The sequence below is a fragment of the Paenibacillus sp. FSL R7-0313 genome (assembly GCF_037969885.1).
Classification (GTDB): Bacteria; Bacillota; Bacilli; order Paenibacillales; family Paenibacillaceae; genus Paenibacillus.
Genome location: NZ_CP150219.1, coordinates 6879419 through 6901865, shown reverse-complemented (window position 1 = coordinate 6901865; position 22447 = coordinate 6879419). Strand labels below are relative to the sequence as shown.

23 protein-coding genes are annotated in these 22447 nt (G+C 47.0%); 16 read left to right on the top strand and 7 right to left on the bottom strand.

What is annotated here, in order from left to right:
• The first annotated feature begins 36 nt into the window (after positions 1 to 36).
• The 4 genes from NSQ38_RS30265 to NSQ38_RS30250 are packed head-to-tail and all read left to right on the top strand — an operon-like array spanning position 37 to position 3602.
• Positions 37 to 1032 carry an ABC transporter permease gene (locus NSQ38_RS30265; RefSeq protein WP_339785942.1) on the top strand — a complete coding sequence of 332 codons (996 nt, stop codon included), beginning with the start codon at positions 37 to 39 and terminating at the stop codon, positions 1030 to 1032.
• Positions 1029 to 2036 carry an ABC transporter permease gene (locus NSQ38_RS30260; protein WP_339785939.1) on the top strand — a complete coding sequence of 336 codons (1008 nt, stop codon included), beginning with the start codon at positions 1029 to 1031 and terminating at the stop codon, positions 2034 to 2036. Before NSQ38_RS30265 ends, NSQ38_RS30260 begins: the two co-directional genes overlap by 4 nt.
• Positions 2037 to 2038: 2 nt before the next feature.
• Positions 2039 to 2995, top strand: a complete 957-nt coding sequence (locus tag NSQ38_RS30255) for an ABC transporter ATP-binding protein (RefSeq protein WP_339785936.1) — start codon at positions 2039 to 2041, stop codon at positions 2993 to 2995.
• The gene (locus NSQ38_RS30250) at positions 2985 to 3602 is read left to right on the top strand and encodes an ATP-binding cassette domain-containing protein (RefSeq protein ID WP_339785933.1); all 618 of its coding nucleotides are present in this window, start codon (positions 2985 to 2987) and stop codon (positions 3600 to 3602) included. The genes NSQ38_RS30255 and NSQ38_RS30250 overlap by 11 nt, the downstream gene beginning before the upstream one ends.
• 179 nt (positions 3603 to 3781) lie before the next feature.
• On the opposite strand, the gene NSQ38_RS30245 is transcribed toward NSQ38_RS30250, so the two are convergent.
• The gene (locus tag NSQ38_RS30245) at positions 3782 to 4975 is read right to left on the bottom strand and encodes a MalY/PatB family protein (protein ID WP_339785930.1); all 1194 of its coding nucleotides are present in this window, start codon (positions 4973 to 4975) and stop codon (positions 3782 to 3784) included.
• A 411-nt stretch (positions 4976 to 5386) separates the two neighbouring features.
• Here NSQ38_RS30245 and NSQ38_RS30240 point away from each other — a divergent pair, with 411 nt between their 5' ends.
• Entirely contained in the window at positions 5387 to 6073 is a 687-nt protein-coding gene (locus NSQ38_RS30240; protein WP_339785927.1) for a stalk domain-containing protein, read from the top strand.
• 118 nt (positions 6074 to 6191) lie between these two features.
• Here NSQ38_RS30240 and NSQ38_RS30235 read toward each other — a convergent pair whose 3' ends face one another.
• On the bottom strand, positions 6192 to 8207 hold the full coding sequence (locus NSQ38_RS30235; protein WP_339785924.1) for a S9 family peptidase: 2016 nt from the start codon (positions 8205 to 8207) through the stop codon (positions 6192 to 6194).
• 505 nt (positions 8208 to 8712) lie between these two features.
• Here NSQ38_RS30235 and NSQ38_RS30230 point away from each other — a divergent pair.
• From NSQ38_RS30230 to NSQ38_RS30205, 6 genes are all read left to right on the top strand, one after another.
• Positions 8713 to 9270 (top strand): STM3941 family protein, encoded by a 558-nt coding sequence (locus NSQ38_RS30230; protein ID WP_339785922.1) that lies wholly within the window; start codon positions 8713 to 8715, stop codon positions 9268 to 9270.
• A 43-nt stretch (positions 9271 to 9313) separates the two neighbouring features.
• The gene (locus tag NSQ38_RS30225) at positions 9314 to 10180 is read left to right on the top strand and encodes an aldo/keto reductase (protein WP_339785919.1); all 867 of its coding nucleotides are present in this window, start codon (positions 9314 to 9316) and stop codon (positions 10178 to 10180) included.
• Positions 10181 to 10404: 224 nt separating this feature from the next.
• Positions 10405 to 10791, top strand: a complete 387-nt coding sequence (locus NSQ38_RS30220) for a GntR family transcriptional regulator (protein ID WP_036606428.1) — start codon at positions 10405 to 10407, stop codon at positions 10789 to 10791.
• Entirely contained in the window at positions 10784 to 11482 is a 699-nt protein-coding gene (locus tag NSQ38_RS30215) for an ABC transporter ATP-binding protein (RefSeq protein ID WP_339785916.1), read from the top strand. Before NSQ38_RS30220 ends, NSQ38_RS30215 begins: the two co-directional genes overlap by 8 nt.
• Entirely contained in the window at positions 11479 to 12219 is a 741-nt protein-coding gene (locus NSQ38_RS30210) for a hypothetical protein (protein WP_339785913.1), read from the top strand. Before NSQ38_RS30215 ends, NSQ38_RS30210 begins: the two co-directional genes overlap by 4 nt.
• A 181-nt stretch (positions 12220 to 12400) precedes the next feature.
• On the top strand, positions 12401 to 12904 hold the full coding sequence (locus NSQ38_RS30205; RefSeq protein ID WP_091034173.1) for a hypothetical protein: 504 nt from the start codon (positions 12401 to 12403) through the stop codon (positions 12902 to 12904).
• 119 nt (positions 12905 to 13023) lie between these two features.
• Here NSQ38_RS30205 and NSQ38_RS30200 read toward each other — a convergent pair whose 3' ends face one another.
• Together NSQ38_RS30200 and NSQ38_RS30195 are read right to left on the bottom strand one after the other, a co-directional pair.
• Positions 13024 to 13908, bottom strand: a complete 885-nt coding sequence (locus NSQ38_RS30200) for a WYL domain-containing protein (RefSeq protein WP_339785911.1) — start codon at positions 13906 to 13908, stop codon at positions 13024 to 13026.
• Positions 13856 to 15211 carry a WYL domain-containing protein gene (locus NSQ38_RS30195; protein WP_339785909.1) on the bottom strand — a complete coding sequence of 452 codons (1356 nt, stop codon included), beginning with the start codon at positions 15209 to 15211 and terminating at the stop codon, positions 13856 to 13858. The genes NSQ38_RS30200 and NSQ38_RS30195 overlap by 53 nt, the downstream gene beginning before the upstream one ends.
• A gap of 371 nt (positions 15212 to 15582) precedes the next feature.
• Here NSQ38_RS30195 and NSQ38_RS30190 point away from each other — a divergent pair, with 371 nt between their 5' ends.
• The 3 genes from NSQ38_RS30190 to NSQ38_RS30180 all read left to right on the top strand — a co-directional run bounded on the left by NSQ38_RS30190 (position 15583) and on the right by NSQ38_RS30180 (position 18700).
• Complete coding sequence (locus NSQ38_RS30190; protein ID WP_339785907.1) at positions 15583 to 17076, top strand: TROVE domain-containing protein; 1494 nt, start codon at positions 15583 to 15585, stop codon at positions 17074 to 17076.
• A 26-nt stretch (positions 17077 to 17102) separates the two neighbouring features.
• Positions 17103 to 17906, top strand: a complete 804-nt coding sequence (locus tag NSQ38_RS30185; protein WP_339785904.1) for a nucleotidyltransferase domain-containing protein — start codon at positions 17103 to 17105, stop codon at positions 17904 to 17906.
• Positions 17907 to 18067: 161 nt separating this feature from the next.
• Positions 18068 to 18700, top strand: coding sequence for a copper amine oxidase N-terminal domain-containing protein (locus NSQ38_RS30180; RefSeq protein ID WP_339785901.1), 633 nt, complete (start codon positions 18068 to 18070; stop codon positions 18698 to 18700).
• Positions 18701 to 18828: 128 nt separating this feature from the next.
• Here NSQ38_RS30180 and NSQ38_RS30175 read toward each other — a convergent pair whose 3' ends face one another.
• The gene (locus NSQ38_RS30175; RefSeq protein WP_339785898.1) at positions 18829 to 19221 is read right to left on the bottom strand and encodes a RidA family protein; all 393 of its coding nucleotides are present in this window, start codon (positions 19219 to 19221) and stop codon (positions 18829 to 18831) included.
• Between the two features lie 277 nt (positions 19222 to 19498).
• Between NSQ38_RS30175 and NSQ38_RS30170 the strand changes: the two genes are divergently transcribed.
• Positions 19499 to 19750, top strand: a complete 252-nt coding sequence (locus NSQ38_RS30170) for a hypothetical protein (protein ID WP_047841868.1) — start codon at positions 19499 to 19501, stop codon at positions 19748 to 19750.
• A 68-nt stretch (positions 19751 to 19818) separates the two neighbouring features.
• Here NSQ38_RS30170 and NSQ38_RS30165 read toward each other — a convergent pair whose 3' ends face one another.
• Positions 19819 to 20607, bottom strand: coding sequence for an S-layer homology domain-containing protein (locus NSQ38_RS30165; RefSeq protein WP_047841869.1), 789 nt, complete (start codon positions 20605 to 20607; stop codon positions 19819 to 19821).
• 225 nt (positions 20608 to 20832) lie between these two features.
• Positions 20833 to 21753 carry an AEC family transporter gene (locus NSQ38_RS30160; RefSeq protein WP_339790792.1) on the bottom strand — a complete coding sequence of 307 codons (921 nt, stop codon included), beginning with the start codon at positions 21751 to 21753 and terminating at the stop codon, positions 20833 to 20835.
• Positions 21754 to 21874: 121 nt separating this feature from the next.
• Here NSQ38_RS30160 and NSQ38_RS30155 point away from each other — a divergent pair, with 121 nt between their 5' ends.
• Positions 21875 to 22390 (top strand): mismatch-specific DNA-glycosylase, encoded by a 516-nt coding sequence (locus NSQ38_RS30155; protein WP_339785895.1) that lies wholly within the window; start codon positions 21875 to 21877, stop codon positions 22388 to 22390.
• Positions 22391 to 22447 lie beyond the last annotated feature (57 nt).

The following is a 22447-nucleotide window of genomic DNA, read 5'->3' as shown; positions in this document are numbered from 1 at the left end:
CAGCGGTAGCTTTAGCCTGAATTGGGGAGAGATTGGATGACGGGCAGGAATGGATGGGCTAGATTTGTTGGTTTTAAATTGTTGCGACTTGTATCTCTGTTGGTTGGGGTCAGTGTGTTGTCTTTTATATTAATGCAATTCTCTCCTGTGGACCCGATCGAAGCTTATATTGGTGGAGACATGATCAGGGTAAGTGCCGAACAGCGCAGTTTAATCGAAGAACGTTGGGGATTGAATGAATCTCCCATGGAACGATTGCTGACTTGGGGACAAGCGCTGATTCAGGGAGATCTGGGAACTTCGATGATCTACAGACAGCCTGTAGCGGATATTATTCAGGAACGGTTCATGAATTCTGTCGCGCTTATGGCTGTAGCTTGGATGTTATCCGGCATCATTGGTTTCACTCTTGGTGTAGTTGCTGCCATGAGACGGGATTCGAAGCTGGATCGCCTGATCTGCTGGTATTGTTATACGCTGGCCTCCACGCCGGTATTCTGGATTGCGCTGTTGCTGCTGATGGTATTTGGGGTGTGGCTCGGATGGCTGCCAGTTGGCCTTGGGGTACCCGCAGGGATATCGGCTGATCAGGTCACATGGGGAGATCGGGCTATTCATATGATTCTGCCAGCGTTGACTCTCAGCTTGACTGGGGTAGCTTCTATTGCTTTGCATACCCGGCAGAAGCTTACGGATGTGCTCGAGTCAGATTATATTCTGTTTGCGAGAGCGCGGGGTGAGCGTGGATTTCAGCTGTTCCGTCGACATGGGTTCAGACATGTTGTTTTGCCAGCCATAACACTACAGTTTGCTTCGTTCAGTGAAATGTTTGGTGGGGCTGTGCTTGCAGAACAGGTATTTTCATACCCCGGCCTTGGTCAGGCAACGGTTCAGGCGGGGTTGCGTGGAGATGTTCCACTGCTGCTTGGACTTGTGATGTGCAGTGCAATTTTTGTTTTTACAGGTAATATGGTTGCAGACATTCTGTATCGTATGATTGACCCGCGGATGAAGGAGGAGCTGATGTCATGAAGCAGACGGTAGAACGCTCCTCTGAGCAGACGGCAGAAAAAGCCCAAATACAAATAGTGAAAACGGAGACTCCAGAGGTAAGGTTCAACATTAATCCGGGGTTACTACAAGCTGAGACTGGAAAAGGAACAGGAACAACACGCCAAACGAGAAAAGGTTATGTGGGTGCCAGAGACCAAAATTTCCGCAATCCTCGCCAAAGAGCGGTGATCTGGGGAAGCCTTGCGGTGATCTGGATTGCCGTTGTGTGGTTGACGGGTAGACTACTTCCCGCTGGTTCTACCCTAACCTCATTAATGGATCGGAATCTGGCTCCAACCTGGGCGCATCCATTTGGCACAGATTGGCTCGGAAGAGATATGTTCATGCGCACATTAAAAGGATTGGCAACCAGCATTCAAGTGGGATTACTTGCTGCATGTGGTGGCGGATTTATCGCGATGTTATTGGGTTTGGCTGCCGCTTCAAGCAAGGCTGCTGACCGGGTGATCTCATGGATTATCGACCTGTTCCTGAGTGTACCTCATCTGGTATCGCTGGTTATGCTGGCCTTTGTATTTGGTGGAGGTTTGGCAGGAGTGGCGGCAGCGATTGCGCTGACTCACTGGCCGAATCTGGCCCGGATTGTACGAGCAGAGATGATTCAACTGAAATCCGCAGAATATATTCAGATTTCACATAAGTTAGGTCAATCACGGTTACAAATTGCGGTGCAGCATATGCTGCCACATCTGGTTCCACAACTTTTCGTGGGCGTGCTGCTAATCTTTCCCCATGCGATTCTGCATGAGGCAGCCATTACGTTTCTGGGGCTTGGGTTGTCCCCGCAACAACCGGCAATTGGAATTATTTTATCAGAGTCGATGAGATATTTATCTGCTGGCATGTGGTGGCTCGCCTTTTTCCCGGGACTGGCATTGTTGTTGGTTGTTCGTGCGTTTGATGTATTGGGCAACAGTCTGAAGACAATGACGGGGACAGGTAGTTCAAGGGAGGTGAGGTAAATATGGCTCTTCTTGATATTGAGGGAGTATCGGTGTCATTTCGGCGTGCTCGTGGTTGGTTTGGACACGAACAGACTTACGTTATTCAGAATCTGGATCTTTCCATAAACGAGGGCGAGATCGTGGCTGTTGTAGGTGCAAGTGGATCGGGTAAAAGTGTGCTGGCGCAGGCCATTGTGGGCATCCTGCCTGCCAATGCCAGGTTGGAGGGGAGAATAAGCTATAGTGGCAAGCCTTTGACTCCAAAGCGGCAGCTTCATCTGCGTGGTGAGGAGCTGATGTTGATTCCACAATCCGTCAGTTATTTGGACCCGTTGATGAAGGTGGGAAGGCAAGTTCAGCCAGTGACCCGAGATGTGGGAAGGAAGCGCAGATTGATGACTCGATCCCACTTGAAAAAGACGGAGCAGGAGCTGACGGATCGTTATCATCTTCCTCAAGGAACAGGCGGGAAATACCCTTTTGAGTTGTCCGGAGGGATGGCAAGGCGGGTGTTGATGGCGACAGCGACCACGGGTCAAGCCAAGCTGATCATTGCAGATGAGCCGACACCAGGCATTCATCCCGAAGTACTGGCCGAGACGATGAAGCAATTTCGCAAGCTTGCAAATCAAGGCGTAGGTATCCTGTGGATCACCCATGATATCACGACAGCCCTGACGGCAGCTGATCGCATCACTGTATTTTATGCGGGGACCAATGTAGAGACGACGCAGGTAGATGATTTTACGGGAACTGGAGAACGTCTGCGTCATCCATATACGAAAGCCCTCTGGAATGCGTTGCCACAGAATGGATTTCAGCCACTTCCTGGCTCCCAGCCATTGGCGGGTCTAGAGATTGCAGCAGGATGTTCATTTGCTCCCCGGTGTAGCGCAGCAACCGCAGCATGTACCCGCGAACGTCCTCAGCTTCGTAATATACGAGGCGGAGAGGTGAGGTGTTTCCATGTCACTTGAAGCACGGAATGTAAGTTACCGTTACGATCAGAAATCGTGGGTGTTTCAGCAGATGAATATGCAGGTGCAACAGGGCGAAGTCGTTGGCTTGTGGGGGCCGAGTGGCTGTGGCAAAACAAGCCTTGGGCGCATCCTTGCAGGATATGCCGAACCTGTGGCAGGACAAGTACTTTTGGATGGAAAACCACTCCCTCGTAAAGGAGTATGTCAGGTTCAGCTGGTGTTCCAGCACCCGGAGAAAGCCGTGAATCCACGCTGGCGGATGCGTCGTGTACTTCAGGAGGCGGCTGTGCAGGATGAACAACTGCTCGAAGCTTTAGGTATTCAGCAGAATTGGCTGGACCGCAGACCGGGTGAATTGTCCGGTGGAGAACTGCAACGATTCTGTGTGGCGCGAGCACTCGGTACAGCGACACGTTATGTGATCGCAGATGAGATGACAACGATGCTGGATGCAATCACTCAGGCACAGATCTGGCATACCGTGATGGAAGTGGCTCGAAAGCGTGATCTGGGGCTATTGATCATAAGCCATGATCGGGAGTTGCTGAACAGATTGTGCGACAGAATTACACCGATGCCGATAAAGATGTCATTATCATTTTAATTATGTTTTGAATAAATAAAATGATCGAATACAAAAGGGGTGCCCCTTGTGAAGTCATTGACCATGAATGTGAGTCATGGACTTGACTAGGGAGCACCCCTTTTTCCATTTTACAAATATTCACCATTTAACGAACAGTACACGTTCTGTTCGCAACGCATATAGATGTAACTGGCAGCTTATTTGCCCGACACATTGCTTAACAACACAGATAACCTGCGCATCGCCTCTTCAACCGTAGAACGTGGACAGGCTACATTAATACGCATGAACCCTGTACCCTCTGTTCCAAAGAAGCTCCCGTCATTGAAAGCAAGCCCTGCTTCATGAAGAAGCATATTGCATAGTTGTGCATGTGGGATATTCAGCTCCCGGAAATCCATCCATAACAGATAGGTCGCTTCGGGCAGATGCATTTTAATCTGAGGAATATGTTCCGCAACATATTGCTGTACATATTCCATATTTCCACGGATATAGGCAATGCACTCATCCAGCCATTCCTCGGCTCCGTTGTATGCAGCTTCGGTTGCAACAGCCCCCAATGTGCTGATATTGGCAAGTCCCATCGTTTTTACACCCTGCGCGAACGATTCCCGCAACTTGGCATTGGGGATGATGATGTTGGATGTGCAGAGGCCAGGAATGTTGAACGTTTTGCTTGGAGCCGTGCAGATGATGCTTAGATCAGAGACGGCGTCCGAGATCAGGGTCAGAGGTGTATGAGTTCCGCGCTGATGAGCAAGATCGGCATGGATTTCATCTGAAACCATCAGTACGTTGTATTGCAGACACAGTGACGTAAGACCTTCAAGCTCTTCACGAGTCCATACCCGTCCAACCGGGTTATGAGGACTGCACAGAATCAGCATTTTGACCCGACCGGTCTGCAAGCTGGATTCCAGTTGTTCCAGATCCATCGTGTAATGACCGTTATTCTCTACTAAAGGATTGGTGATCAGTTCACGACCTTGACCACGTACTACTTCATAGAAGGGCGCATACACCGGAGTTTGGATGACCACTGCATCTCCCGGCTGAGTGAATCGTTGTACAGCAATGCTGAGTGCGGGCACAATACCTGGAGTGAATACGATCCAGTCATCGTTAATTTTCCAGTTGTGGCGCCGTTCCATCCAGTCTGCAACAGCTGCATGATACGCTTCAGTCCGTACTGTATAACCAAAAATCCCGTGCTCCATCCGTGTTTGCAGGGCCTGAATGACGGATGGTGGAGCAGCAAAATCCATATCGGCCACCCACATCGGAAGCGCATCAGCAACGCCGAAGATATCCTCAAGTGCATCCCATTTTTCTGATCCGGTAGAGATCCGGTTAATAGACTGATCAAATGTACTGTTATTGTTATTCATCGTATTTAATCCCCCTTGAGTTCCGTTCCTTCGACCACAAATCGACAAATAATTATCTAATACATTGATTAATTTCGCAACTGTTGTGCGTGTATGATTTGCTTCATATGTATGGTCCGGAATTCAGGACTTTATTCATATAAGAACAACTTAACGAGCCAGAGAAGAGCAGGCATACAACAAAGACTATTTTTGTACGCCCTTGGTCCTGTTTTGTCCATTTATCGTTTACAACCTCTTGTTAGATGCTATTATATTGCTAACATTTGGTGGAACAACGGGCTGTTATCCGAATAAGCTCGTGCCCATACATGATGAGCATAACTACATGAGTCTTTCGCGTACATCGAGCGATCGTCTTGAATCGTATTATGCATAAGGCTGACATTTGAACTCAGGAGGCGTTTAGGGATGAAAAGCAAAAAGTGGTTGATTGCTGCGGGTGTGTTTGGCATGGTGTTAACCGGATCGGCAGGTGTATATGCAGGTACACAACTGGAGACGATCAAAGCTTATCTAAACCATGGGCTCGCCATCGAAGTGAACGGACAGAAATTTACACCGACAGGTGACCAGGGCAAAAAGCTTGCGCCAATTACATATCAAGGCAGTACATATCTCCCCGTTCGTTCGATTGCCGATGCGTTGAAGACCGAAGTGAAGTATGATTCCCAAAACAATAAAGTAAGCATCGGCTCTTCAAGCTCTTCTGGCGGATCAACATCCACAGGCAACAGCGGATCGCAACCATCTACAGGCACGAACACACAGGCGGCAGGTGTGAAGTCCAAGTATCTGCCAGCAGATTTCCCATTACCTAAGGATGCGAAGGCAACAAGTCTCATTGAGAACATAATGGATGGTGACAAAAAAGTAGTGCTCACGTACACAACGAAAGAAACGTTGCTAACCGTTGGAACATCCTACAAAGACTATTACCAGACCAAAAACTTGAGTCAGAATACTCAGGATATACAGGCAGACGGCTTCAGTATTGTGGGTCGTGAAGATGGCAAATATGCCGTAACGATCACAGGTTCGGTGTCTGCAACCAACAAGGATCTGAATGAAATCACCGTAGTGTGGGGCGAAGAGTAATCTTTCCTTCTATAAAAGGTGAACAGCAAAAGCCGTCCGTTGAAATCATAACAGATTTCATTTGACGGCTTTTAGGGTTGAATCTATATCTGGTTTTATGTTTTGAGCTAGCAGTCCGTTACAGGTACTCGTTAAACCATCCGGCAATATGCTCCAGGCGCCGTACCCTCAGATGAGGGTGACCCCCACGAGATAACTCGTGGTTGGCACCTGGGAAACGAACAAGACGAGTGGTCTGTTTGCGTCGTTTCAACGCAATGTATAATTGCTCAGCCTGTTCAATCGGACACCGCAGATCCTGTTCGCCATGTAAAATGAGCAGCGGAGTACTCACGTTGCCGACATAAGCGAGTGGCGAATGTTTCCACAGTTTTTCCGTGTCATCCCACGCGTTACCACCAATCTGATCCTCTGTGAAGAAATAGCCAATGTCACTGACGCCATAGAAAGATAACCAGTTGGAGATGGAACGTTGGGTAACAGCGGCTTTGAAGCGATCGGTGTGTCCAACAATCCAGTTGGTCATGAAGCCACCATAACTGCCTCCGGTTACGCCCAATCTGGATTCATCGATAAACTCATATTGGGATAGGGCATAATCCACGCTCTCCATAAGATCGCGATAATCTCCACCGCCGTAATCTCCGCGACATGCGTCTACAAACTGCTGCCCGTATCCGAGGCCACCACGTGGATTGATATACACAACAGCGTAGCCTTGTGCGGCGAGAATCTGGAACTCGTGCATAAATGTAAAACCATACATCATGTGCGGGCCGCCATGAATCTCCAGAATGGTCGGGATTTTGACCCCGTCGACCATGCCATGAGGTTTCATGATCCATCCTTGCAGACGCAGGCCATCTGAGGAATTAAACCAGAAGGTTTCCGGTGTACTGAGATAGATCTCATCCTCAAGCTGTGGATTGCTGCGGGTGAGCTGAATCGGTTCTACACCGGAATCTTCCGGTTGTTCATACATATAGAGATCACCAGGATTTCGTGTATCGGCAACAGCGGCAACGATCTGTCCGTTTTCCAATTCCGCAAATTGATAAATCTCCCGTTCGTCAGGCCATATATAGTCGGCACTGCTGTCGTCTCGTGCGAATTTGGCGATGCGTACACTGCCATGGATAGTCGCCAGACAGAAGATTGAAGAACCATCCCTGCTGAATACTGGCCCCGTAGTTGTCAGATGTGATCGCATGTCGCCAACAATGCTGTGATTCAACTGTACGTCCCAATCCGTGCTCAGACATACGAGTTCACCACCTGATACTGGAAGGGTGTACAGCTTCACAAGTGTGGCATTTCCATAGGAATGGTCACTGGCGAGCAGTGCAATGGATTGCCCATCCGGTGCAAAGGCCAGTCGGCTGAACGTATATCCTTCCGGGGTTAACTGCTGCACATCCGATCCGTCTGCTTTGGCAAGGTACACATGATTAGTCAGTGTGTAATCATTATGGTCCTCGCCTTCTTCAGGCATTTGCGTGATCCATACGATGGATGTTCCATCCGGGGACCAGGCGTAGTCTCCAACGTCATAATGACCTGTAGTTACCGGGGTTGCTTCCGCGTACGCGTCAATCGGCACGATGGTGAAGAGATGGGAACGTCTTCCGTTCCATAATCCTCCTGCATCTGATTTCATTCGAATCCGGTCTACAACATGTTCTTGCAGCAGTTTGGGTTTATCGTTTATAGGATCTGTAGGTTCTAATTCTTCTTGTCCGCTCATATCCACGGATGATTTCACAAGTAAAGTATGACCATCTGGTGACCAGAGCAGGGAACTGACGCCATGTTTCAAGTGACTGATTTGCTGTGCTTCTCCGCCATCAGCTGCGATAATCCACACTTGGGATTTTCCGTCAACCTCTCGTATAAAAGCAAGCTGGGACCCATCCGGCGACCAGGCTGGGGAATGATCCTTCTCTCCAGAGGTAAAGGGCCTGTCCTTCTGACTCCCCAGATGCAACAGTCTTAGGTGAGAACAATAACCGTCACGTGCTTCATTCGTTTTCCGGCTTACATATACCAGTTGTCCGCCTTGAGGGGACGGAGTTGGATCGTTAACCCATGTAATCTGATAAAGATCTTCCGATGTTATGCCGCGCTGACTCATCATTGTTTGTCCTCCCACCCTGAATTAGAATTGGTTAATTTCCTAACCTTTCCATTTATATTAACGGAAAGCTAGGGGCAGGACAATAAGGGTGACAACGGAGGGGACAGAAATAACCTGAAGAAGCGGAGCGTTCGCCTAAAAGCTTTCTGTAAGAAAGCTGCATCGGAAGCATAGGCTATCCCCGGATTTTCACTTTGAAAAAGTGGAATCGAAAAATCTGGGGATAACAGCGATCGGAAGGTTGTTCTGTCATCGGAGTGACCCGTGTGAAAATTCTTTAGTTCAATTCATATAGGTGTGTTAAAGGATTTGCTCGAAGGATGACGAATCCTAATGTTGAATAAGCGCAGAAATGACGAAAAATGGTCTTAATTTAATGTTTAACATTGGTGAATTTGGTTTAATGTACAATGCAATTCCTGTTCAACATTCAGGTATTTGGTTCATAACCATTCGTTTATATAGAACTTGTATGATTCAGTCGCAATGGAGGAGGAACGTCACGTTGAGCACATCCTATGAGCAGCATGTAGAATATCCAAACCGGAAACGAATGGCGTGGCTTACGGCAGGGGCGGCACTCTTTGTGGCAGCCGGATTTTTTTTGATTTTTGATCGTTCTTCAGTTACGAATGATTCCATCCTTTCGGATGTGATTGGACTTCTTTCCATTTTATTTTTTGGGCTATGTTTTTGCTACAGTCTGGTAAAGATGATTAAGAAGGAACCTTCTTTTGTAATCGATGAGGATGGGTTTGTGGATGCATCTTCTTATACCGCAGGAGGAGCAGTGGCCTGGAAAGATGTTGAGAATATTTTTATGTATGAATTGATGGGACAGAAAATGATCGGGGTCAAATTGCGGGACGAGAAAGCCTTTCTGGATCGCCAGAACGGGATGAAACGCAAGTTGATGACGGTCAACAGCAATATGGTCGATGCAACCATCAGCGTTGCCCAAAGTAGCCTCACAATGTCACTGGATCAGTTGTATATCATGATGATGAACCACTGGAGGCATGTGAGTGATAACATGATTTATGATTCGTATAATCGTCGTTAGAGAGGTTACAATGTCCATAAGTCTTCAGAATGGAGGAGTATAGATGATGCATGGTAATCAAACACGCACGATTCTGCTTCCTGATGGAACTGCCCTGCCTGCGATAGGACAAGGCACATGGTACATGGGAGAGAAGCAGTCCAGCCAGGAAGAGGAAGTACGGGCACTACGTTCCGGTATTGAACTTGGAATGACCGTGATTGATACAGCGGAGATGTATGCAGAAGGTGGGGCAGAAGTCGTTACGGGAAAGGCCATCTTGGGCCTGCGTGATGACGTTTTTCTCGTATCCAAAGTATATCCCCATCATGCAGATCGCAAGCAGATGATTACCGCTTGTGAGCGTAGTCTCATGCGTCTTGGTACAGATCGTCTGGATCTGTATTTGCTCCATTGGCGGGGAGGAGTACCACTTGAAGAGACGGTTCAGGCCTTGGAACAATTGAAGCAATCCGGTAAAATTTTGCGGTGGGGTGTCTCAAACCTGGATACAAGGGATATGCAGGAATTATGGAGTCTGCCGGAGGGGTCTCAGTGCATGGTGAATCAGGTGCTTTACCATGCAGCTTCGCGTGGTATTGAACATGATCTGCTTCCATGGATGCGGGAACGTAGCGTTCCTGTAATGGCGTATTGTCCACTGGCACAGGGTGGCAGACTTCGCAGTGAATTGTTGGAGAATCCAGTCATTCAGGAGATTGCGCAGGATCGAGGAGTTACGACTTCGCAGATCGCATTAGCCTGGGTGATCAGGGACGGAGATGTGCTGGCGATTCCCAAGGCGGTACAGCTGAATCATGTGGCAGACAATGCAGCAGCAGTGAATATCGTTTTGACACCAGAGGAACGGACCCGTTTGGATGAGGCATTCCCTGCGCCTAAAGGTAAGGTACCTTTAGATATCGTGTAGCTGGTTCTACTTTATCGGATAAGCATATGAATGAGATGACAATACGATTAATGAGTTATGCAGAGCAGATCTTCACGATCTGCTCTTTTTTTGTATGTATTTCGATAACCAAAGCTTGCTCATCAACTGAGCGATTATATATTTATAACAAATGGGCTTTACAACACTATTTCACTAGTGTACTATGTAACTAACACACCAGTACAGAGAGGAGCGAGAGCTTTGTGACTATAGAATTTGATAACAACTTACCGATATATCTGCAGATCATGCAGTACATCAAAAGACAGATTGTAACCGGGACACTTCAGGCAGGTGACAAAATTCCTTCGGTTCGTGAACTGGCGGCTGAACTACAGATCAATCCAAATACAGTACAACGGACATTTCAGGAGCTTGAGCGGGAAGAAGTGGTCGAAACCAAACGGGGCTTGGGCAGATATGTGACCAGTGAGGAGCGGAAGATTATGACGATCAAAAAAGAGATGGCCGGTGAATTACTGGAACGTTTTCTGACCGGAATGCAGGAACTGGGGATTGAAGAGCAGGATATCTTATCCATCGTAGCCGATGCCGTTGCGGAAGGAAAGGGAGGAACAACGCATGAGTAACATCCTTGAACTGAACCAGATCAATAAAACATATGGCAATAAGAAAGCGCTCAGTAATATTACTTTGGATATTGCTCCAGGGAGAATCGTAGGTCTGCTGGGTAGCAACGGCAGTGGCAAAAGTACGCTCATGAAGCTGGTTGCAGGTTTGCTGCATCCGAGCAGTGGAACGATTCAAGTCACAGGTAAGCCTGTGGGGCTGGAGACGAAGTCAATGGTTTCATTTATGCCGGATCGTCCATTAACCGAAAAGTGGATGAGAGTGCGGGATGCGATTTCGTACTATCGCGATTTCTATGCTGATTTTGATGAGGAGAAGGCACGGGAGATGCTGGACTTCATGAATCTTGTCGAGAGTGACCGGGTACGGCATCTGTCAAAAGGGATGAATGAACGACTACAACTAACACTGGCACTTTCTCGTAAGGCTCGTCTGTATTTGCTGGATGAACCGATTGGCGGAGTAGATCCGGTTGCGCGTGGCAAGATTCTGGATGCGATCGTCAAGTTCTATGATGAAGAGAGCAGTCTGATCATCTCCACACATCTGGTGAATGATATCGAACGGATTTTTGATGAAGTGGTCTTCATTCGTGAAGGTCAACTGGTGATGCGGGAAGAAGTGGAAACGCTCCGTCTGAAATATGGGAAAAGTGTGGATGAGATGTTCAAGGAGGTCTATGCGGAATGATGACATTATTGAAGTATGACTTTAGAAGGAACTGGAATACACTGCTGGCTGGGCTAGTTATTTTGATTATCGCTCAAGTAGGGCTTTCCCTTTTCGTGTCTGAGGTCACAGGGATTGTGCTTGGCATTATGGGTTATGTTGGAGTTGGTGTGGCTATTTATGTGAAAATGATTAAAACATACACGTCCAATATCCGCTCTTATAATCGCCGTCTGTTACCCGTAACGGGCCTATCACATGTGTTGTCTCCTTTGATCTTTGGACTACTTTGCGGGTTGGGGTTAGTCATTATTTTTACGACTCATGCCTACATCTATATTTCAATGAAGCTCAGAATGAACATGGCTAGCAATATTGATCTTTCGGGTCTGCATGTTTCGGATTATATTAGTTTGTTGCTGTTTAGCGCATGGGTTATGGTATTCATGACCGTCATTATCTTCCTTTCGATCTCGATTGCAGGCAGCTTCCGCTGGAAAACGGGACCATGGATCGGAATCGTTGCATTCTTTGTCCTCGTTAATCTGATTGGCTGGTTGGAGAATATTATTACGACTGGACGCTTCAGTCCAAATGAGATGTTCCGGTATACGGAAGAAAGTACAGGTATTGCAATCACAGCCAATGGCGTATTATGGTCGGACGGCATGTGGGTAAGCATTGTATTTGAAATGATCGTAGCCGTTATCTTGGTGTGGGCAACCATTTACCTGAACAACAAAAAAGTTGAAGTCTGATGACAGGATAACTTGAACATGATGCGAGCAACCAGGGTTGCTCGTTTTTTTTACATCCAGTGTTAATCCATATTTTGAATCCACTACCATTAATTATACGTATATATAGATATATTGTGTGCTCGATGCGAGATTAGGTTAAACAGAACAAAAGGATATGTAAGGGAAAGGAGCAATCGTTATGGAACTATACTTTAGGGATAACTTTTTTAATGCGGGTTACACCGAGATCATGAATCCAAATCAGGAACAGGCCGGGCATCTCGATTTGAAAAGTGTTTTTGGCTCTTCGCTCGATGTATCAGATAACTCGGGATTGGTTTGCAGTGGCAAATTCCGCATGTTAACCAATCGTTGGGATATCACTGCAGCCGATGGGAGACATCTGGGCGTATTGCGAGCGAGATTTAGTTTCTTCAGCAAAAAGTATGAGTATGATGCAGGATCGCGCGGTACGTATGATGTGTCTGCTCCAGCATTTTCGCAGGAATATGATATAAGTGGCAGTGGTGGCCGCATCGTGGCCAGTTTCCGTCGCACCAGCGGCTGGTTTAGTTCGGGGGCATTTGTACTAGATAACCAGTCGGAACAACTGGACACGTATGAATTAATTGCAGTGGTCATGGGCGTGCATGCGATTAACAAAAGGCGGAATTCAGCTGCCAGCAGTGGTGGAGCAACGTAAGTGGATCGAGTAGAATTACTTCCGCTGATAAGTTTACGACATTTTTACGAGCAAGTAGGTATAGCGAAAAAAGGTTTGGATAAGGTTATCCAGACCTTTTTTTCGTGTATGGGACCAAATCAATGACCATCGGCTTTTGCAAGAGGTTTTTCCTCGCGTTGGGGGTGCTGAACTTCATTGGAGTGTTCGGGATGCATGTCAGGATCTGTCTCCGCATAACGGGCCAATGCCTTGGCAGCTGTCTCGGACATCCGCTCCCGCAGCATCGTGTGGTCAGCGATTCGAACCCGTTTGCCTAGAAAACGCATCTTGGATAAGACATAATCCATCTCATTGCGCGGAACGGTCAGCTCGATCCGATACGTCTGCTCGGCTTCCAGGTACTCGACCTGTTTCTCAAAGCAGGAGAAGGCATAGAGGATTCGGGACAGTTCCTGATTGAACTCGGGCAGTACCTCGATGGTGATGGTCGTTTTACGCTTCTCTGTTATCGCAGCAATTCGGGCAGTGTAACCCGAAGCGGTATCCGGCTCAACGGGTTGGGCTTCCACGGTAACGATGCTGTGCAGCTTGGTGGACATGAGCTTGTCGAAGCGAGGCGCGTACCAGAGCACATACCATTCTTTTTTGACCATGGAATACTCCAGTTTATACGGGAAACCAAATTCATCATGGCTTGTGCGTCCATTACGGACGCGGCCTGTCATTCGAAATCCCTGATGATGCAGTATGATTAGCCTTAACTGTCGAAGTAGTGGGTGAGAGACACTGTTTTCTTCGCTTTTGGCTTTTTCGGTCAGGTAATCTTGAAGGTTCAGGTCCTGCTCACCATTCAGCATGTTGTACATTTTATCCAATGTTACAGGGCTCAGTGCTTCTCTCGCAGCAGGATGATTCAGCATCATGCGAAGCCAGGCCCGTTCCTGTGAGGTCCAGGTGAACAGTCCGGTTTCATTCAATCGCGTCATCATCTGGTAATTGAACATCTTCTCGAACAGGTTCATAATATTCCGCAATCTCCTTCCATTCCTTGATCATCTCCTGGCGTAGTCTCTGAGGTGCGATTATTTCGCAGCTTGAGCCAAAACTCCGTAACCACGGTTTGATCTCGGTGGTACCGTTGACCTGGATTTCGTAGAGAAAGGTATGATCCGTTTCGGGTATAATCTTGCCCCATTGACCTTGCAGACGAACCCGATCCAGAATGAAGTTGCGCTGACCACGCTCCGGGTGGAAAAAGCGTGCTTGAACCGTCACGGTATTCCCCGTATCCACGAGCCAACTGTAGCGACTAATGTCGGTCCACTGCTGCTTCAATTCGAGCATGTATTCCTCTTCTACTGAATCCTGTTCCTCCAGTTGGGTTATGCCTTCCATCCGGAATTTAACAAAGCCGCGGCGCCCCTGATATCCAATTACATACCAACGACCATACTGATGGTCATAAATCACTTCAAGGGGCACGATCCGATTGGATCGACCATCTGCTTCCCGTTCAAAGCGTGGATTCGTATTCTGTGAACTGTAGCTGGATGGTTTTTTCGGTGAATAGTATAGGAACTGCACACGTTTGCGCTGACGAATCGCACTAAGCAGCGTGTAGAGATGAGCTTCGTCCAGAATACGAGAATAATAGTGATACTTATAGATATAGGGTTCGGTAGCTTCTTCTTGCGGAAAACTTACCGTAATGGCTTTTTTCAAACTGTCCCGCAATAAGTACCCCTGTACGGAAGGAACTTGGGTATTCGCCATCATATCCACAAAATCATACAACTCCAGCTGTTCCTCCACAGTTAATTGGGTAAGGACATCCTGTTGTAAAGCATATCGATATGGCCTGCCACCTGGCTCTTTTCGAATAACCCCAACCTCTTCCAGATACTTTAGATCAGAGCGAATGGTTTTCTCGTCAGGTAACGCTAGATCTTCCGGCAGATCAGCACAGCAGGCGTCCAACAGTTCCATCGCGGTCAGGGCTGTATCTTGTAGGGTATGCAAAAGGACGGAAAGACGCTGAACTTCAGTCTCTTTCATCGACTTGGCGCGGAAGAGGAAGAGCAGCATTGGTTCAGCGGATTCGCCATACTGGAAGCGGACGAGATCCGCCATTTCCCGGCTTGCTTCGGCACCTGAGCGTTGGTCGGCGACGGTCTGCATGATTTCTTTTAATCTGCGATTGGTTTTATCAAAGGTATGTACGGATATGCCAAGCCGCTCGGCATACTGTTTGCGGTTATACGCACCGCTTGTTAGGGATAACATGCGTAAGAACTGAATTTCTTTGTCAAAACTCTCTCTTGCCATGAACATTCACTCCTTGTTATCCCTTCATTGTAGCAGGATGAGTGGCAGGTTTCATTTTAAACTTGTGAAGATTGACTTCATTTCAGAAATTGAGTCGTCGTCATACTTTTACCATGTTCGTGTGTAGGTGCGTGAGGCATAATGAGGTTGTGAAGCGGGACAGCAACAAGCACTGTGGATCAAGGTTCCGAGGCGCCAGGGAGGGTTACTTCGACTGTTAATCGACCAGGTCGTTGGTTCGAATCCAATCGCCGCCGTTCATGGCGGTGTAGCTCAGCGGTAGAGCGGGTATTATACCTTCCCACCTTTTTCCTCGGAACATTTTATTATAAAAGAACAGCAAATAGACTCACACCGGGAGGTCATGAGTGATGAGCAGAGCGAAACAATTATTTAATCAACCTCAGCCAACGACACGTAATCATGGGGGCTACGGAGCCTATGAGCGATTGGTAGAGGAACAATATATACAGATGTTGATGACCAATACATTGAACAATACGTTCTATGCAGATACCCAGCAACTGATGGACGATGCGATGGTCAGTCATCAGGAGATGGCTGAGGTCGATGCAGGGTTTATGGCGCGGGCACTGGTCTATGCTCGTAATGAAGGTTTGATGCGGTTGCAGCCTCTATATGGGCTGGCACTGCTGTCCAAAGTGGATGTGGATCATTTTGCAAAGGTATTCTCCCAAGTAGTACAGACACCGGCTGATTTGGCCGATTTTCTGACTATTCTGAGAGGAACAGGTCGGGGGCAGGGCGGTCGAGCGGTGAAGCGTCAGGTGAGTCAATTTTTGAACGGCATTACTGAATATTGGGCGATCAAATACAACGGGCGAGGACGTGGATATAGTCTGGGCGATATGATCGCCACAGCACACCCCAAGCCAACAGATATGAAGCAGCAAGCCTTGTTTCGTTATTTGCGCGGGCATGAGGTGGATCTTACGGAACTGCCGCAGTTGCAGGCGCTGGAAAAGCTGAAAGCTACCCCAAACCCGGCAAGTCGGATGCATCTGATCGAGAAAGGTAAACTGCCGTATTCGGTGGTCACCTCGATTATGCAACCTACACGTACGGTGTGGGAGGCGTTAATGTCACAGATGCCGACCTTTGCGTTGCTGCGCCATCTGAATGCAATGGATCGGGCAGGTGTTTTTGAAAAATCGAAAAATATCGATTACGTAACAGGTCGTCTAACGGATGCAGAAGCCCTGCGCAAGTCGCGAATCTTACCTTTCCGATTCGCCAGTGCATATGAAATGATTGCGAGGGAAGAGTTGCGGGATGCTTTGCGGCAAGCGGTGGAGCTATCCATTGGCAACCTGCCAACGCTGCCGGGAAGAACGGCTATTTTCCTGGATCGCTCCGGTTCCATGCAAGGGGATTATTTGCGGATTGGTTCGGTGCTGGCACTGGCGCTTTATAAACAAACACGAGGTAACGCACTGTTCTGGTTATTCGACCATATGGTTGAGGATGCTCGTCCCAAGATGGATGAGAGCATTCTTTCCCAAGCTCACCGTATTCGAGCACAAGGTGGAACAGACACGGGTCGACCGGTGCGGGAACTTCGGGATATCGGAGAAAAAGTGGATCAGATCATTATGATCACCGATGAACAGCAGAATGAAGGCAGCCCGTTATATGCCGAGCTTGAGCGATATCGCCGGATGATGAATCCGGAGTTGAAGGCATTTATTGTGGATATAGCACCTTATCGGCAGGCAATGGTACCGCCACGGGATGGCAAAACCTTTTACATCTACGGTTGGAGTGAAACGGTATTGACGTATATTGCCGAGACTGTGGCAGGATATGATACACTCGCGAACCGGGTTAGAGAGATAGAGATTTAATTGAGGGAATTTGGAGGCGGCTGACCATGACCTACGTTCATGAAGAAATGAGAGATACGATTAGACAACAGCTGAAGCAGATTGAACAGGAGGAGCAGGTACGGATCATCTATGCCTGTGAATCAGGCAGCCGGGCGTGGGGGTTTCCTTCTCAGGACAGCGATTATGATGTGCGTTTTCTGTATGTGAGACCGCTGGAATGGTACTTGTCGATTGAGGATAAAAGGGATGTTATCGAACGCCCAATCAGTGACCAGCTCGATATCAATGGTTGGGATCTGCGCAAGGCGTTGAAACTGTTTCGCAAATCAAATCCACCACTGCTGGAGTGGCTGCAATCCCCAATTCAGTATGATGAACAGTATAACGTGGCACAGCATATCCGTGCGCTGTCGCCTTTGACCTTCTCGCCCAAGTCCTGCATGTATCATTATCTGAATATGGCAAAGGGGAACTTCAGGGATTATTTACAAGGGGACCAGGTGAGGATCAAAAAGTATTTTTATGTTCTTCGGCCCTTACTGGCTTGTGGCTGGATCGAACGTTATGATGCGATGCCACCCATGGCATTTGAAGAGCTGGTGCAAGAACTTGTACCTGCAAATACACAGCTATATACGGAGATTCATGAATTGCTGCGCCGGAAAAAGGCGGGCGAGGAACTGGATCTGGAGCCGCAGTTGCCCGCAATACAGGCTTTCATAACGGAGAAGATCGAGCATTTTGAACGACTGGCTGGCCAGATGGAGAATGAACAGATTATTCAATTTGAAGAATTGGACCGGATTTTCCGTTTGGCACTGCAAGAGGTGTGGGGCGAACGGGGGTAAGAGGAAGAAAGTTGTGTGTTGGCAACGCTATCAATGGAGTCGGAGTGAGTATACCCGCGTTTGTGAACTGTTATGTGAAAATAAATTTTGTTATTCACCTATATTGTATGGGTAATTATGGTATGATACTCTGGCTAAACTAATTGCTGGAGGTTATCCGTATGCGTATCAAAGTAATAAGCAGTTTGCTTGCCATGTTCATGATTTTTGCTACTGTTGCGTCTGCTCATCCAGGAAGAACAGATTCGAGTGGAGGGCACACCTGTCGTACCAACTGTGCAAAATGGGGGCTGAAACAAGGGGAATATCACTATCACAACGGAGGTTCCTCTTCGAGTTCCAAATCTTCATCTTCAAGTTCATCCAGTTCAGGAAGTACCAAGAAAAGTAACAAGTCTTCAACGACAACCAAAAAGAAAGCCACTCCTAAACCAGAATATATAACGTCTTCTGTTCAGGTGAAGGTGAATGGTTCCAAGGTTATTTTCACTGAATCTCCAATTGTAATGAATAACACAAATCTCGTACCCCTGCGTGAGATGGCCAAAGCAATGAAAGCCAAAACGTCTTGGGACAGTAAGACTCAAACCATTACCATTACCAAAGACAAGTACAAGCTAATCTTTACCTTGGGCAGTAAAAAGGTGAAGGTTAACGGGAAAGAAGTCACCCTACAGGCAGCACCCAAAGAAATTAAGGGAACGACGTACATTCCCCTCAGAGTTTTGGTAGAAGGGCTTGGGGCATCCCTCACTTCATCTGGTAATACGCTGACGGTGAAGGTGAAAGAATAAAAAAGCATAAAAAGCAGCAGGTTGGGATCTAATCCCAACCTGCTTTTTTTAGGTATGAAATTCAATAAAGCGAGCATCTCATCAGTCCGTTTGCTGTGTGCTGTAACTTTTGACATGACCTGGATCAGTTAGTTGGTATGAGCCACGGCGCGAATCTCAATCAGTTGATGAGGGAAGGCGAGTCCAGATGTCCCAACCATCGTAACAGCTGGACGATGCGTACCAATGTACTCTTTATACACGGCAACACATGGCTCAAGATGCTCCTGCGGGTGAACCAAAAAAATCTCCAGTTCAGCAATGTTCGACTTGGTCACGTTAAATCCTGCGAGCACGCGATCCAAGTTATCCAGTGTCTGGCGAACTTGTGCTTCAATATCATCAACACCAATGAACGTTCCCTGCATATCATGCGAAAATTGGCCTGCAATGTAGATCATACCATTAATGCTGTATCCCTGAGCAACGCTAAATGCTTCTTCCCAGGGCACACCGTGGCTATATATTTGAGCTGTAGTCATAAGTTTCTCTCCTTTGGAATTCAAGATAAGGTTAGTATAAACGGAGAAAAACGACTTGGGCAGTACGCACTTTCATGACAGTGACTATCCAAAAGGATAGCGTGAAAGGGGGGGGTTAGTAAGCCTAACGACTCATTTCGGAGAATCTTTATATCAGGATATTTAATTTAGGTATAACTAACTTAAGTCCTATATCCTTCCCCTAGAATCTGGGTAATAATTATAGTAGGCAAGTGATTAATGGAATCTCATAACGTAACGATAGGGGGTAACCTGTATGGCATCCGTGATTCTGCTGGTGAAACAGACGGAGGACGATGAGAAGGTTATTTATCGATTCGGACCGAATGAGCGAAAGATGGGGCTCATTGAGATGAATAAGATCAAGGAAAGTGTGAGGGAACTGGAACCTGTCCAGGTGGATGGGGTAAGCCCGAGTTTTTTCTTTAACCGAGCCGCGCAGCGACTGGTACGATGTTTATTCAGGGAAGGCGGCAAGTTCCCGGAACGAACGACGTTTGAATCATAGTACACACTCGTTAAAATAAAACACTCTGTATCCCATGTTGTAGACTGGATACAGAGTGTTTTTAAGTTCTATTTGCTTGAATATTTTTTAAGTGTACCATCTGCTTGTAAATCGAGATATAACCTGTGAAGAATAGTTGCTGCTTCTGCTCTTGTTATTGTTTTTCTGGGATTAAACAGGCCTTCATTTGCTGTCATTATACCTTTCTTTTGTAAGGCTGCGAGACTGCTACCAACCAAAGCTGAGTGATCATCACTAAGTTCCAGTCCTTCAAAAAGTAACGGGTAGACCTTATTGGTCCCATCAACTTCATAGTTAAAGCGTCCATCTTTCAAATGTTCATCACTATACTCGCGTTTGGGGATATCCTTCATCGTGTGTAGAATGTCGTAGACTTCTTGACTGTCATCAATCTCATCGTATAAGACAGGTAGCAGGTTTACTACTCCGATACGAGTGAGCTTGTTATCAGGATAGAAGTAGTTGTTTCCCTTCTTAATGGCATATGTTGAATATGTAAACTGTGAGAGTGCTTTGGATGTGGAACTGTAAGCCCAGTGACTAGCAGGAACATCTTTAAACTTTCGAGTTGGCATGTCATCGTTCGTTATGTATTTATTAAATAACTGTGAAAACATCGTGATGAATTCTGCTTTGGTCACACTATTATCGGGTTTAAATGTGCCATTTTGGTAACCTTTGATTATTCCCTTCTTACTCATAAATTCAATGGATTCGATAGCCCAAGAGTGTTTGTTTTGGGTGACATCCTTGAAGGTGGAACCTTTGGCACTGGCAGCTGTAGAGCCTGCGATGAGAGATGACAAGAGGAACATGATGATAACTAGCTTTTTCATGCTGACTTCCTTTCTAAATGTAGATTCAAATTTTGGAAACTCCTAAATCTTAGCATAATAAATTTCGAGCGTATACTTATTTCAGGGAATAAAGGGACTATTTATCTATTCTAAAAAGGGTGCTGTGGCATTTGCTTAATATAATGAATGAAAAAAGACCCATCTCCACAATGTGAAGACAGGTCTTTCCAAGAAAGATGTATATATTCGTTACATATCTAAATTTCAGAACGTTTTGGCATAAGAGATCAGTGCCGTAATCGTAATGATGTTCAAGAGCGTTGAGATCAGCACCGTCTGGGCTGCAAAATCGGGTTCGTTATCGTATTCTTCCGCCAGGATGGATGCGTTGACACCGGTCGGCATACCCGAAGCGATAATGAGTGCCTGTGCAGCGATACCTTCCAACCCAAGCAGAAGCACAATTGAAATGCCGATAGCCGGGCCAATCAGGAGACGCAAAAATGTGCTAATATACACATCAAGACGGTACAGTCGAATTGGATATTTTACAATCTGTGCTCCGAGTGTCAACAGCGCTACAGCGACCATACTTTGCTGCGCATAGGTTAGTGGCATGGACAGGAACGTAGGCAAGGGAACCTTCCACATGTGGAACAGAATCCCCAGCAAGAGCGCATATGGAACAGGCATTTTTAGAAAACCAATAATCACCGCACGGTAATTACCTTTGAGCTTCGCGCCCTGAATGGACAACACGCCATAGGTGAATGTCAGTAATGCCTGTAAAGACATGACCAGCGCCTGAATGGAAGAGGCGAGTGGATCGCCGCGGAATACCAGTGCATTGATAGGCAGTCCATAGTTGCCTGCGTTATCCAGCATAATGCTGTTGTTGAAGGCAGCTTTCATGCCTTTATTCATCCGAAGCGAGCGTGCAAATACAGAACCTACAATATAGAGAATCAATACATATATCGCGTAAAAGAGTGTCACGGTCCCAAGCAGTTCGCCCGACATATCCGAGTGGTACATGCTCATAAAGACGGCTGCGGGGGTAATACAATAGAAATTGATTTTGGCGAGTGTGTACAAGTCCAGCTTGAACACCTTTTGCATCCAGGACCCGACGGCGATCAGGAGAAAGACGGGCAGGACGACTTCAAGCATGATGTCTGCAATCATTAGTTCAGCTTCCTTTTTCATGAAAATTTCAATCCGATTTCGAAAATGCTTTGCTCATTATATCATTTTATACACACACGAACGTGAGAATAGGCTAAAAAACATCAGGAGGTGTTGCATCATGATTCCAGATCATCTGGATGTTGGTTTATCGATATTGTTTATTGGTTTCAATCCGAGCATTACGTCTGGAGAGACGGGTCATCATTATGCCTACAAAGGAAACCGTTTCTGGCGCATTCTTGAACGGTCGGGATTAACCCCGCGTTTATATGATGCACAAGAGGATGGAGAGTTACTGAAGCTTGGGTACGGATTCACGAATATTGTGGCCCGTCCCACCAGAGGTATGGAAGATATTACGAAGGAAGAGTACGCTGAAGGACGACAGATTTTACGGCAAAAGCTGGAGGAATACCGACCGGACATCGCCTGTTTTGTCGGGAAAGGGGTATACACCCAGTACAGCAAACGTGCCAAAGTGCAATGGGGATTCCAGGACGACCCAGTCGTCCTGGAAATTCAGGAGTTCGTCGCTCCGTCGTCCAGTGGACTCGTGCGCATGTCGATGGATGAGATTGTGGCGATCTATTCACAGCTTGCTGATTTTGTCACGGAGAAGAACGGGGAAGATTAAGAGGCAAGTAAGCAGAGTTCACCCAGTCGGCTTCGCCGATAAGGGCGAATTCTTTTT

What these genes read in the sequence shown, in the direction of transcription:
- NSQ38_RS30160 (WP_339790792.1), bottom strand. Translation starts at nt 21,753, where the DNA reads ATGATTGCAGACATCATGCTTGAAGTCGTCCTGCCCGTCTTTCTCCTG.
- NSQ38_RS30180 (WP_339785901.1), top strand. Translation starts at nt 18,068, where the DNA reads ATGCGTATCAAAGTAATAAGCAGTTTGCTTGCCATGTTCATGATTTTT.
- NSQ38_RS30210 (WP_339785913.1), top strand. Translation starts at nt 11,479, where the DNA reads ATGATGACATTATTGAAGTATGACTTTAGAAGGAACTGGAATACACTG.
- NSQ38_RS30155 (WP_339785895.1), top strand. Translation starts at nt 21,875, where the DNA reads ATGATTCCAGATCATCTGGATGTTGGTTTATCGATATTGTTTATTGGT.
- NSQ38_RS30200 (WP_339785911.1), bottom strand. Translation starts at nt 13,908, where the DNA reads ATGAACCTGTTCGAGAAGATGTTCAATTACCAGATGATGACGCGATTG.
- NSQ38_RS30250 (WP_339785933.1), top strand. Translation starts at nt 2,985, where the DNA reads ATGTCACTTGAAGCACGGAATGTAAGTTACCGTTACGATCAGAAATCG.
- NSQ38_RS30235 (WP_339785924.1), bottom strand. Translation starts at nt 8,207, where the DNA reads ATGATGAGTCAGCGCGGCATAACATCGGAAGATCTTTATCAGATTACA.
- NSQ38_RS30185 (WP_339785904.1), top strand. Translation starts at nt 17,103, where the DNA reads ATGACCTACGTTCATGAAGAAATGAGAGATACGATTAGACAACAGCTG.
- NSQ38_RS30265 (WP_339785942.1), top strand. Translation starts at nt 37, where the DNA reads ATGACGGGCAGGAATGGATGGGCTAGATTTGTTGGTTTTAAATTGTTG.
- NSQ38_RS30240 (WP_339785927.1), top strand. Translation starts at nt 5,387, where the DNA reads ATGAAAAGCAAAAAGTGGTTGATTGCTGCGGGTGTGTTTGGCATGGTG.
- NSQ38_RS30175 (WP_339785898.1), bottom strand. Translation starts at nt 19,221, where the DNA reads ATGACTACAGCTCAAATATATAGCCACGGTGTGCCCTGGGAAGAAGCA.
- NSQ38_RS30225 (WP_339785919.1), top strand. Translation starts at nt 9,314, where the DNA reads ATGATGCATGGTAATCAAACACGCACGATTCTGCTTCCTGATGGAACT.
- NSQ38_RS30195 (WP_339785909.1), bottom strand. Translation starts at nt 15,211, where the DNA reads ATGGCAAGAGAGAGTTTTGACAAAGAAATTCAGTTCTTACGCATGTTA.
- NSQ38_RS30260 (WP_339785939.1), top strand. Translation starts at nt 1,029, where the DNA reads ATGAAGCAGACGGTAGAACGCTCCTCTGAGCAGACGGCAGAAAAAGCC.
- NSQ38_RS30255 (WP_339785936.1), top strand. Translation starts at nt 2,039, where the DNA reads ATGGCTCTTCTTGATATTGAGGGAGTATCGGTGTCATTTCGGCGTGCT.
- NSQ38_RS30190 (WP_339785907.1), top strand. Translation starts at nt 15,583, where the DNA reads ATGAGCAGAGCGAAACAATTATTTAATCAACCTCAGCCAACGACACGT.
- NSQ38_RS30205 (WP_091034173.1), top strand. Translation starts at nt 12,401, where the DNA reads ATGGAACTATACTTTAGGGATAACTTTTTTAATGCGGGTTACACCGAG.
- NSQ38_RS30245 (WP_339785930.1), bottom strand. Translation starts at nt 4,975, where the DNA reads ATGAATAACAATAACAGTACATTTGATCAGTCTATTAACCGGATCTCT.
- NSQ38_RS30170 (WP_047841868.1), top strand. Translation starts at nt 19,499, where the DNA reads ATGGCATCCGTGATTCTGCTGGTGAAACAGACGGAGGACGATGAGAAG.
- NSQ38_RS30215 (WP_339785916.1), top strand. Translation starts at nt 10,784, where the DNA reads ATGAGTAACATCCTTGAACTGAACCAGATCAATAAAACATATGGCAAT.
- NSQ38_RS30165 (WP_047841869.1), bottom strand. Translation starts at nt 20,607, where the DNA reads ATGAAAAAGCTAGTTATCATCATGTTCCTCTTGTCATCTCTCATCGCA.